The following is an 11,086-nucleotide window of genomic DNA, read 5'->3' on the forward strand; positions in this document are numbered from 1 at the left end:
GGATGACAGGGCCAGCGCACAGGTATGGAACGGTTAAGGAGGGAGCCTAGACCAGTCGGGCGTGGGAATAGGCCCTCACGGGCAATGCGTTATCCTCATGAAGTACATAGGGTCATCCTACGATTATGTGAGCCGCGTCCCATGAGCGCCACCCCTACGCGCATAACACCTCCCCAAAATCCCACCGCGGCCGGGACCGAAACCGCCTCAGCGCTTCCGCGCAAGGCTCTGCTCCTGGTCGCCGTCGCCATCGCACTGGCCGCACTCAACCTGCGCACCGCCATCACCAGCGTGGGGCCCGTCCTTGACGAGGTCACCCGTGGTCTGGGCATGAGCGCGGTGGGCGCCGGCCTGCTCACGACCCTGCCCGTATTGTGCTTCGCGCTCCTGGGCGGACTCACCCCGACGCTCTCCCGCAGGCTCGGCTCCCATCACCTGCTCGTGTACGCGCTGACCGCGCTCACCCTCGGTCTCGTCGCCCGCGCCCTGGCTCCCGAACCCTGGCTGTTCATCGCCTTGAGCGTCGTCGCGCTGAGCGGTGGCGCGGTCGGCAATGTCATCCTCCCGGCCCTGGTGAAGCAGCACTTCCCGCACCGGGTCGGTCTGATGACCACCGTCTACACCACCGGCCTGGCCGTCGGCACCGCCATCGCCGCCGCCACCACCGTGCCCCTGGAGGAGGCCACCGGCGAGTGGCGCGTGGCCATCGGCGTCTACGCCCTCTTCGGTCTGGTCGCCCTGCTGCCCTGGCTGCTGGTGCTGCTCCACGAACCCGCCCTGGGCGGAAACGGCCGCGCGATCGGACCCCGCCGGGTCCTGTCCACCGGCCTGGGATGGCAGGGGGTGCTGTACTTCGGCACCCAGTCCTCCATCGCCTACATCATGTTCGGCTGGTTCGCCCAGATGCTGCGCGACCAGGGCCTGGACGCCCAGTCCGCGGGGGTGATGCTGGCCTACCTCACCGCCCTGGGCATCCCCATGTCCCTGGTGATGCCCACGCTCATCGTGCGCGTGCGCGACCAACGCCCCTTCGTGGTGCTGTTCGTCGTCGCCTACCTGGCCGGGTTCATCGGTCTGTGGGTCTCACCGCTGGCGGGCACCTGGGTGTGGACCACCCTCATCGGGGTGGGCATGGGCAGCTTCGTGCTGGCCCTGACCATCTTCGCCGTGCGTACCCGCACCGCCGAGGGGACCGCGGCCATGTCCGCCTCCAGCCAGAGCCTCGGCTACCTGCTGGGCGGCGCCGGGCCCTTCCTCTTCGGGTTGCTGCACGAACTCACCGGCGGTTGGCACGCCCCCCTGGCCATGATCATCGGCATCGTCGTCCTCAACCTGTTCGTGGGCCTGCTGGTGGGCCGTCCCCGCTACCTGGAGGACGTCCTCGCCGAACGGGACGCCCGGGTCTGACCCCGCCCCGGACATCCGTCAGAGCCAGTCGTGCTCCCGGGCGTAACGGGCCGCCTGGTGCCGGCTCCGGGTCTGCGTCTTGCCCATCGCGCTGGACAGGTAGTTGCGCACCGTGCCCTGGGCCAGGTGCAGACGCCCCGCGATCTCCGCGACCGAGTAACCCTCGCCGGTCACCCGCAGCACGTCGACCTCCCGGTCGGTCAACGGGTTGTCGTCGATGACAGCCAGGGCCGACACGTCCGGGTCGACCCACCGACGCCCCTCGTGCAGGTTCCGCACGACCGTGGCGATGTGCGCCGGGTCCGCGGACTTGCTGACGAACCCCTGCACACCCAGCTTCAGGGCACGACGCAGCACACCGGGACGGGCGTGCCGGGTGAGCATGAGGATCACCTGCCCCGGCAGTTCGCGGCGGATCCGAGCCACCGCGTCGAGCCCGTCCACCCCCGGCATCTCCAAGTCGATGACGAGCACGTCGGGCCGGTGCGACAAGGTCGCCTCCACGGCCGATCCGCCCTCCTCCGCCTCGGCGAGCACGGTGATCTCGCCCTCCATGGGCAGCAGCGCCGCCAGGGCCGAACGCAGCAGGGCCTCGTCGTCGGCCAGGACCACGGTGATCATCGATCGTCCTTCCAAATCAGGTGGTGGTGTCCGAAACGGTGCCGCGGACCCCGGTGAGGTCGGTGTTCGGCGCGGAGAAGGTCGCCGCGGTGAGGAAATCGCCACCGGAGCGCTCCACGACCAGCTCCCCGCCCAGGTCGCCCACGCGTTCGCGCAACGTCGCCAGGCCGCGCAGCTCGGTGGCCGGCCCCTGTCGAACACCGTCGTTGGCGATCGTGATGCCCCGCTCCGCCAACGTGATCCGGACCCGTTCGGCCTGCGCGTGCCGCAGGATGTTGGTGGTCGTCTCGCGCAGCACCTGGCCGAGCATCTCACCCACCCGCGAATCGACTTCGCCCCGGCGTTCGATGGACACCCGGATCCCCGCGGCCTCGAAGAGGTTGCCGGCGTTCTCCAACTCCGCGGACAGGTTGAGCCGCCGCTGTGCGTGGGCGAGCTCCTTGGTCCTGGCGATGGTGTCGCCGACCAGTTCGTGCACCTCGCCCAGCTCCCGGTCGGCCCGTTCCCGATCGTCCTCGCCCTGGTCGCGGTCCAGCAGTTTGCGGGCCAGCGTCACCTTCAGCTTCACCACGTGCAGGGTGTGTCCCTGGATGTCGTGCAGGTCGCCGGCGAACCGCACCCGCTCGCGGGCCACCGCCAGATCGGCCTCGCGCTGACGGGACCGCTCCAGTTCGTCCACGAGCGTCGACACCACTTGGATGAGGGAGGTCAGGACGCTTGCGGTGACCGCGACGCACACGGTGGCCACAGTGTGGGTGAGCAACTCCAAGGGGGAGAGACCCAAGGTCAGGGGCATGGCGGCGAGTACCACCACACCGAAGGCGACCAGCGTCAAGGCCGCGGCACGTCGGTGGCGGGTAAGCCGCTGGACGAACAACGTCCCGACGATGGCCAGACCGAAGGAGGCCGACAGGGTCCCGGCCACCAGGACCCCGACCGTCCACACCACGGCGGTCACCACCAGGCCCGGCACCAGGACCCGCAACCGCTGGTCCGTCGCCGACCAGTTGACGGTGAACAACGCCGTGGCCAGGCCCGCCGCCAGCAGGAGGGCCTGCCACCAGACCTCGGTGTCGGTGATCACCAACAGCGCGCCGGTGGCGGACAGCGCCGCCGTCACGACGCTGACGTTGAGCCTGCGCAGTTGACGCGGTGTCGCCTCGGTCTGTTCGGGCATCGCGGGTGACCTTCCGGGTTGTGTGAGCAGCCCCAGTATTCAGGTCGCGCACCGGCGCCACCAGTGACACCACGTCATGCCCGCGCACTGGGAAAAGTCACGGCCGGGTCCTGACACGGTGGCACTGACCGCTGCGTGTCGCGGGGGCTGTAATCGGAGCATGTCGAACACAACGGTCATCGACGTCCAACGCCTCAACGAAGGACCTGTCCCTCCACGTACGCCGAGGCGAGCTGTACGCGCTCCTGGGAACCGCGCCATCGACCCGGCATCGCGTACTCACACCACGCAGAACTCCCCGCCCGGTTCGTCCAGGATCCAGAACACGGTTCCGGGAGCGTGCCACACCGGTCCGACATTCCCATCAGTGACATGGCGTCACGGGTGAAGGCTGACGTGGCCACATGACCTCGAAACCCTCGACCCGGAGCCCAGCACCTTGACACTCCGTCGCACCGACGCCCCGCCCACCACCGTCCGCTCCACCCCGGTCTCCGAGCGCGCCCTGGCACCGGACCTCGCCCGTGGCACGATGCTCCTCCTGATCGCCCTGGCCCACGTGCCCTGGTTCCTCTACGACGCGCCCGTGGGCATGAGCACGCTGCATCCCACCGAGGGAGGGATCGCCGACCGGATCGCGCAGGCCCTGACCGTGATCGTCGTGGACGCCCGCACCCACACCATGTTCGGGTTCCTGTTCGCCTACGGGGTCGGACAGATGTACGCGCGACAGACCTCGCGCGGCACGAGCCCCGTGGCGGCACGCCGCCTCCTGCGCCGCCGACACCTGTGGATGATCCTCCTGGGGGCCGTGCACGCCACCCTGCTGTGGCAGGGCGACATCGTCGGTGTCTACGGACTCATCGGGCTCATCATGGTGCCGCTGTTCCTGGGCCGGACCGACCGCACCCTTCGCGTCTGGGTGGTGGTCCTGCTGGTCCTGGGGGCTCTGATCACCCTCCTCTCGACGGTCTCCGCACTGCTCGTGGAACCCTCCGGGGCCATGGCCGCCGACCTGCAACGGCTCAGCATCGCCGAGAGCGACTACGCGGCCTCCGCCGCGGTCCGCTTCCCCACTTGGCTCTTCACCCTGTTCTCCGGCCTGTTCACCCTCGCCCTGCCCACGGCCTTCCTCATCGGGCTTCTCGCGGCCCGGCACCGACTCCTGGAGGAACCCGCCCGCCACCTGCCGCTGCTGCGCCGGACCGCGTTCCTGGGCATCCTGGTCGGCTGGACCACCGGCGCGGCCCTGGCCCTGGGGCACCTGGGGATCCTCGACACGGTCCCCGAATCCGCCCTGGCCGGGGCGCACTTCTACACCGGCATCTTCGCCGGGGTGGGCTACGCCGCGCTCTTCGGGCTCCTGGTCCACCGGATCGACACCCGCCGCACCCGCGACGCGCTCCCGGTACGCGCGTTGGTCGCCCTGGGCCGACGCTCACTCAGCGGCTACCTCGCCCAGTCGTTGGTGTTCGCCCCGTTCCTGGCGGCGTGGGGACTGGGGCTGGGCGCGCACCTGTCGAGTTGGTCGGCGGCGCTGGTGGCCGTGGTCACCTGGCTGCTCACCGTGGTGGCGGCGTACTGGATGGACCGCGCCGGAAGGCGCGGCCCGGCGGAGACCCTGCTGCGCCGACTCACCTACCGACGCGCCCCGCGCTGATGTCCCGGGCCGCGGTGCCACGTGGTCACATCGGCAGCCAGTCGAACCGGCCGATCAGGTACACCGCCCCCACGAACGCCACGATGTCGATCACCGTGTGCGCCACCACCAGCGGCATCACCCGTCCGTAGCGCAGGTAGAACCACCCGAACACCAGCCCCATCACCAGGTTCCCGAAGAACATGCCCACCCCCTGGTAGAGGTGGTAGAACGCCCGCAGCACCGAGCTCGCCAGCACCGCCTTCCACGGCGACCAACCCAGCTGACCGAGCCGGTGCAGCAGGTACCCGACCACGATCACCTCCTCCAGGACCCCGTTCTTCAGGGCCTGCAGGACCAGCACGGGCATCTCCCACCAGTGACCCTCCAGGGTGCTGGGCACGATGGTGCGGGTCAGCCCCAGCTGCCACGACACCAGGTACACCACCAGGCCGCCGGCGCCGATCGCCCCCGCGAGCAGCAGTCCGCTCCAGGTGTCGAACCAGGGCCGCTGTCGGTCGAAGCCCACGGTGCGCGCCGACTCACCGGTGCGGTGCAGCAGGTACACCACCAACGCGACCGGGGCCAGCGCGAAGACCACCGCGTACAGCTGGAGCGACAGGTCCAGCCAGGGCCGGTTCTCCGCGCGCGAGCGGATCAGGTTCGCGGTCTGGTCGGCCATCGACTCGGGCGCGGTGAGCACACCGAGGAAGGTGATGGTCGCCGAGATCGCGGCAGCGCCCAGGGACAGGGCGAGCACGCACAGGATCTCCCAGCGCAGCAGGGAGCGGTCGGGCAGCAGATTCGGGACCGTGGTCTCGGCCGTTGCGGGGGCGGCCGGAGAAGGGGTGGGTTCGCTCGGGTCCTGGCGGGTTCTGTCGGTCACGAGTCGAATGTACCCGCGTGGGTGAGGACGCGAGGGCGCGTCGGAACGCGGTGGAAGCGGGTCCGGGACCCACACGTCCGGGATGAAGTTCCATTGAACTCGATGCCCACCCCGGCCTCCGGCACGCAGCTCGCACATGGAAAAGCCGTCGGCCATACGCGTGTGACACGGACCGCGTATGGCCGACGGCTAGGGAGGAGAGGTCGTCCCGCCCCGCCCCAGCCACGAAAGCGGGGTGGGACGACCTCTGGGGAAACGAAGACCGGACTCAGTGAGCCTCTGAGAACTGGTCTTCCTCGGTGGAACCGGTGAGAGCCGTGGTGCTGGCCTCGGGGGAGATGGTCGTGCTGATGGCGTCGAAGTAGCCCGTGCCGACCTCGCGCTGGTGGCGGGTCGCGGTGTAGCCACGGGACTCGGCCGCGAACTCGGCCTCCTGCAGCTCGACGTACGACGTCATCCCGTTCTGGGCGTAGCCCTTGGCCAGGTTGAACATCGAGTAGTTGAGCGAGTGGAAGCCCGCCAGGGTGATGAACTGGAACTTGTAGCCCATGTGGGCCAGCTCGCGCTGGAACTTCGCGATGGTCGCGTCGTCCAGGTGACGCTTCCAGTTGAAGGAAGGCGAGCAGTTGTAGGCCAGCATCTGGTCCGGGTACTCGGCCTTGATGCGCTCGGCGAAGTCGCGGGCGACCTCCAGGTCCGGGGTCGCGGTCTCCATCCAGAGCAGGTCGGAGTGCGGCGCGTAGGCCAGACCACGGGCGACGCAGGCGTCGACACCGTTGCGGAAGCGGTAGAAGCCCTCGGCGGTGCGCTCACCGGTGACGTAGGGCTGGTCGCGCTCGTCGATGTCGCTGGTGATCAGCGTCGCGGCCTGGGCGTCGGTCCGCGCGATGACCAGGGACGGGACGCCGGCGACGTCGGCGGCGAGACGGGCCGCGCTCAGGGTCTTGACGTGCTGGCCGGTCGGGATGAGGACCTTGCCGCCCAGGTGCCCGCACTTCTTCTCGGAGGCCAGCTGGTCCTCCCAGTGGACGCCCGAGGCGCCGGCGGCGATCATGCCCTTCATCAGCTCGTAGGCGTTGAGGGTGCCACCGAAGCCGGCCTCGGCGTCGGCGACGATCGGGGCGAGCCACTCGGGGGCGCTGTCGTCACCCTCGGACCAGGTGATCTGGTCGGCGCGCAGGAGCGCATTGTTGATGCGACGGACCACGGACGGGACCGAGTTGGCCGGGTAGAGGCTCTGGTCGGGGTAGGTCTGGCCGCCGAGGTTGGCGTCGGCCGCGACCTGCCACCCGGAGAGGTAGATGGCCTTCAGACCGGCGCGGACCTGCTGGACGGCCTGGTTGCCGGTCAGGGCGCCGAGGCTGTTGACGTAGTCCTCGGTGTGGAGCAGGTCCCACAGGCGCTCGGCGCCGCGGCGAGCCAGGGTGTGCTCCTCGGTGACGGAACCGCGCAGCTTGACCACGTCGTCCGCGGAGTAGGTCCGGTCGATGCCGGCCCACCGGGAGTTGGTCTCCCAGTCGCGCTGGAGCGCGGCGCTGGCTTCCTGACGACGAGCGCTGGTGCTCATGTTCGTTCCCGCCTTACGTGTAGTCCCCAAGGTGTTCGCTCCGGTCGAGAAGGTCCTGCCCGGGCCAGGGGGTAAGCCCTGGGCGGTAAGTTCCTCGCCGGTAACTATGATTCTTAAGCAAGATCCAAGACTTTTCCACTCGAAATCGGGTGAAGATCGTCGATTCTTTCCGTAGGATGAAGCCATGGCGTACTTTGGTGCTGAAGAAATACCGTCTTTGACAGGTGACCTAGATCTCGTCACCTTTGGTCAGAGGCTCCGTCATCTCCGTCGCGCACGCGGGATGACCCTCTCCGACCTGGGAGAACGCGTCGGCCGGGCCCCCTCGCAGCTCTCGCTGCTGGAGAACGGAAAACGTGAACCCAAGCTCTCTCTTCTCACAGCCCTGGCGGCGTCCCTCGGGGTGTCCATCGAAGAACTTCTCTCCAAGCAGCCCCCGAGCCGTCGGGCGCAGCTGGAGATCTCCGTGGAGGAGGCCCAGCGCGACTCCCTCTACCAAGGCCTCAACCTCCCGCACCTGAAGGTCGGCAAGCGGGTCCCCAACGACGTCCTCGAACACATCGTCGGTCTCTACGACGAACTCAAGCGGCGTCACGCCAAGCCCACGGCCACCCCGGAGGAGGCCCGTCGGGCCAACGCCGACCTGCGCCGGCAGATGCGCGAGCGCGGCAACTACTTCGAGAACATCGAACGCGCCGCCGCCGAGACCCTCGCCGCCGTCAACTACACCGCGGGGCCCATCTCCCAGGGGCAGATCCTCTCGATCGCCACCCACCACGGCTTCTCCCTGAAGTACGTGCAGGACCTGCCGCGCTCGGTGCGTTCCCTCACCGACCACGTCAACCGGCGCATCTACCTCAAGCGCGAGACCAGCCTGGGCATGCACAGCCCGCGCACGATCCTCCTGCAGACCCTGGGCCACGTGATCCTCGGGCACGCCCAACCCCGCGACTTCGGCGACTTCCTGCGTCAGCGGGTGGAGGCCAACTACTTCGCCGCGGCCGTGCTCATCCCCGAGACCACCGCCGTCCCCTACCTCCAAGAGGCCAAGCAGGCCCGCGACCTGTCCGTGGAGGACCTGCGCGACGTCTACTCCGTCTCCTACGAGATGGCCGCGCACCGGTTCACCAACCTGGCCCACCGCCACCTGGACCTGGTCTGCCACTTCATCCGCAACGACGAGACCGGCATTATCTACAAGGCCTACGAGAACGACGGGCTCATCTTCCCCACCGATGACTCCGGCGCCATCGAAGGTCAGCGCATGTGCCGCCAGTGGTCGGGACGGCAGGTCTTCCAGTCACCCGACCGGTACTCGATCTATTACCAGTACACCGACAAGCCCAACGGCACCCACTGGTGCGTAGCGCACGTCGACCCCAGCGGGGAGCGCAACTTCGCCATCACCCTGGGCGTGCCCTACAAGGAGTCGCGCTGGTTCCGCGGGCGTGAGACCACCAACCGCACCAAGTCCAACTGCCCCAGCGGAGAGTGCTGCGTGCGCCCGCCCGCCGAGCTGGCTGGCAAGTGGGAGGGCAACGTGTGGCCCTCGGCCCGAGCCCACTCCCACGTGCTGTCCGCGCTGCCCTCGGGTGCCTTCCCCGGCGTGGACGAACACGACGTCTACACGTTCCTGGAGAAGCACAACGTCGAGTGACCCGCCGCCTTCGGCACGGCACCTCGCCGCGTTGGCGAGAAACCCACATAGGAACCATGACGCCACGGGCCGGCGCCCACGCGCCGGCCCTTCGTCATGTCCGGTGGAAGGTCAAGCCCGCAGGTCCTTGAGCGCCGCCGGGGTCAGGTCGGCCAGCGACGGGTAGCCGTCCACCGCCATGAGCAGATCGGCCTCGGCCAGCATCGACCGCAGGACGTGGACCACCCCGTCCGCTCCGCCCAATGCCAGCCCGTACACGTACGGGCGGCCCACCGCGACCGTCGTCGCGCCCAACGCCAGGGCCTTGACCACGTCCGAACCCGACCGCACCCCCGAGTCGAAGATGATCGGCAGGTCGGTGGCGGCGGCGACATCCGGCAGGCACTCCAGCGCCGGAATACCGCCGTTGGCCTGCCTGCCCCCGTGGTTGGACACGTAGATGGCGTCCACGCCCCCGTCCGCCGCGCGCCGTGCGTCGTCGGGGTGGCAGACGCCCTTGACGATCAGCGGCAGGTCCGTCAACGAGCGCAACCACTCCAGGTCGTCCCACGTCAGCGGGTTTCCGAAGATGCCGGCCCAGTGCGCCACCACGGCGTCCGGTGCCGCGTCCTTGCCCACCCGCTCCTGGAAGACCGGGTCGGAGGTGTAGTTGGCCAGGCAGTGGCCGCGCAGCTGCGGGAAGTTCGAGGTGGACAGGTCGCGTGGACGCCAGCCGGTGATCCAGGTGTCCAGGGTGACCACGATGCCCCGGAACCCGGCCCTCTCCGCACGCTGGACCAGGCTCACCGCCAGTTCCCGGTCCGTCGGCGTGTAGAGCTGGAAGAACCCGGGAGTGTCCCCGAACCGGGCCGCCACCTCCTCCATCGGGTCCTGGGACAGGGTGGAGGCGATCATCGGAACACCCGTCCTGGCCGCCGCCTCCGCCGTGGCCAGGTCGCCGTGCCCGTCCTGGGAGCACAGGCCCACCACACCCACCGGGGCCATCATCACGGGGGAGGGGAGTTCGATTCCGCACAGGTCCACCGAGGTGTCCCGTTCGGCGGCTCCCACGAACATGCGCGGGTACAGGCCCCAGTGCTCGAAGGCGGTGGCGTTGGCGTCCTGGGTGCGCTCGTCGCCCGCGCCGCCCGCGACGTAGGACCACACCGACGGCGGCAACGCCTCCTTCGCCCTGCGTTCCAGCTCGGCGGAGGTCATGGGGTATTTCGGCAGCACCCCGGTCAGGCCGTTGAGGTAGATCTCCAGCTGGTAGTCGCCGTAACGCGGTGCCATGGACGCCTCCGAGGGGTACGGGTGTGACCCGCATCATCCAAGTTGACACAGGAGTGTGTCAAGAAGTCCGTCGCTCTCTCAACACCGGCACGAACACCCCGGCCATGTCCTCCGACAGTTCCTCCCGGGTGCGGGAGCGGTCGCTCAACACCCAGTCGATGACCAGCTCGTTGGCCGCGCCCACCAGGGCCAGAGCCTGCTTGTCGAAGGGCCGGTCCACCGCCGTGCCCGCCCGGACCGAGCGCCGGTACTCCTGTGCGAACAGGTCCGCCATCCGATGGCGTACCCCTCGCCGGTGCGCCTCCATGGCCGGGTTCACCCCCACGCTCTCCACCGAGATCACCCGGGGTCGACGCGGGTCCTCCATGGAGAAGGAGAGGTAGGTGTCGACCGCCGCCATCACCCGCGCTTCCAGGGGACCGTCGCCGCCCCGCAGCGTTTCCGCGACCCGTTGGAACGCTTCCTCCACCAGTCCGTCGTAGACCGCGCGCAGGGCGGCCTCCCTGTCGCTGAAGTGCTCGTAGAAGTAGCGGTTGGTCAGCGCCGCCTCTCGACAGATCCGGCCGACCGTGGCCGCACGGAACCCTTCGGAGCCGAACACCTCCAGCCCGGCTTCCAGGAGTTGCCGCCTGCGGGTCTCCTGGCGTTCCCGGGGAGGGGTGCCCCGCCAGGAGCGCACGAGTTCGACGCGTGGTTCGCTCATGCCCCCACGCTAGCCGGCCCGGGGCGGGAGGGTGGTTCTGTCGGTGGTTTCCATGAAGATGGTGCCGGAACACTGACGTCGAGGAGGAATACACCCTTGCGGAGGGAGTGGACTAGCGCTGTCTCTAATACACATCAGACGCTGCCGACGAATAGAG

Annotated in this window: 9 protein-coding genes; 3 read left to right on the forward strand and 6 right to left on the reverse strand. The window is 69.0% G+C overall.

Annotated elements, in window-relative coordinates:
* The first annotated feature begins 141 nt into the window (after positions 1–141).
* Positions 142–1,407 carry an MFS transporter gene (locus tag BQ8420_RS14850; protein WP_087099497.1) on the forward strand — a complete coding sequence of 422 codons (1,266 nt, stop codon included), beginning with the start codon at positions 142–144 and terminating at the stop codon, positions 1,405–1,407.
* Between the two features lie 18 nt (positions 1,408–1,425).
* Here the strand turns inward: BQ8420_RS14850 and BQ8420_RS14855 are convergent, their stop codons facing one another.
* Both BQ8420_RS14855 and BQ8420_RS14860 read right to left on the reverse strand, forming a co-directional pair.
* On the reverse strand, positions 1,426–2,028 hold the full coding sequence (locus BQ8420_RS14855; RefSeq protein ID WP_087099500.1) for a DNA-binding response regulator: 603 nt from the start codon (positions 2,026–2,028) through the stop codon (positions 1,426–1,428).
* 16 nt (positions 2,029–2,044) lie between these two features.
* Positions 2,045–3,205: a sensor histidine kinase gene (locus BQ8420_RS14860; protein WP_087099501.1), complete on the reverse strand. Its 1,161-nt coding sequence runs from the start codon at positions 3,203–3,205 to the stop codon at positions 2,045–2,047.
* Between the two features lie 439 nt (positions 3,206–3,644).
* Between BQ8420_RS14860 and BQ8420_RS14865 the strand changes: the two genes are divergently transcribed.
* Positions 3,645–4,865, forward strand: coding sequence for a DUF418 domain-containing protein (locus tag BQ8420_RS14865; RefSeq protein ID WP_235006222.1), 1,221 nt, complete (start codon positions 3,645–3,647; stop codon positions 4,863–4,865).
* A gap of 25 nt (positions 4,866–4,890) precedes the next feature.
* On the opposite strand, the gene BQ8420_RS14870 is transcribed toward BQ8420_RS14865, so the two are convergent.
* Positions 4,891–5,730, reverse strand: coding sequence for a CPBP family intramembrane glutamic endopeptidase (locus BQ8420_RS14870; RefSeq protein ID WP_087099513.1), 840 nt, complete (start codon positions 5,728–5,730; stop codon positions 4,891–4,893).
* Positions 5,731–5,998: 268 nt separating this feature from the next.
* A complete protein-coding gene (aceA, locus tag BQ8420_RS14875) occupies positions 5,999–7,297 on the reverse strand; it encodes an isocitrate lyase (RefSeq protein WP_087099503.1) in 1,299 nt (432 codons plus the stop codon).
* A gap of 217 nt (positions 7,298–7,514) precedes the next feature.
* On the opposite strand from aceA, the gene BQ8420_RS14880 reads away from it, so the two are divergent.
* Positions 7,515–8,954, forward strand: a complete 1,440-nt coding sequence (locus tag BQ8420_RS14880) for an XRE family transcriptional regulator (protein ID WP_087099505.1) — start codon at positions 7,515–7,517, stop codon at positions 8,952–8,954.
* 111 nt (positions 8,955–9,065) lie between these two features.
* Here the strand turns inward: BQ8420_RS14880 and BQ8420_RS14885 are convergent, their stop codons facing one another.
* Positions 9,066–10,226: an alpha-hydroxy-acid oxidizing protein gene (locus BQ8420_RS14885; RefSeq protein WP_087099507.1), complete on the reverse strand. Its 1,161-nt coding sequence runs from the start codon at positions 10,224–10,226 to the stop codon at positions 9,066–9,068.
* A 58-nt stretch (positions 10,227–10,284) separates the two neighbouring features.
* Entirely contained in the window at positions 10,285–10,929 is a 645-nt protein-coding gene (locus tag BQ8420_RS14890; RefSeq protein WP_087099509.1) for a TetR/AcrR family transcriptional regulator, read from the reverse strand.
* Positions 10,930–11,086: the final 157 nt, after the last annotated feature.

Origin of the sequence: Nocardiopsis sp. JB363 (assembly GCF_900143625.1) — a bacterium.
GTDB lineage: Bacteria > Actinomycetota > Actinomycetes > Streptosporangiales > Streptosporangiaceae > Nocardiopsis.

Coding starts and splice junctions, on each gene's coding strand:
- BQ8420_RS14850 (WP_087099497.1), top strand. CDS start 142: ATGAGCGCCACCCCTACGCGCATAACACCTCCCCAAAATCCCACCGCG.
- BQ8420_RS14855 (WP_087099500.1), bottom strand. CDS start 2,028: ATGATCACCGTGGTCCTGGCCGACGACGAGGCCCTGCTGCGTTCGGCC.
- BQ8420_RS14860 (WP_087099501.1), bottom strand. CDS start 3,205: ATGCCCGAACAGACCGAGGCGACACCGCGTCAACTGCGCAGGCTCAAC.
- aceA (WP_087099503.1), bottom strand. CDS start 7,297: ATGAGCACCAGCGCTCGTCGTCAGGAAGCCAGCGCCGCGCTCCAGCGC.
- BQ8420_RS14885 (WP_087099507.1), bottom strand. CDS start 10,226: ATGGCACCGCGTTACGGCGACTACCAGCTGGAGATCTACCTCAACGGC.
- BQ8420_RS14890 (WP_087099509.1), bottom strand. CDS start 10,929: ATGAGCGAACCACGCGTCGAACTCGTGCGCTCCTGGCGGGGCACCCCT.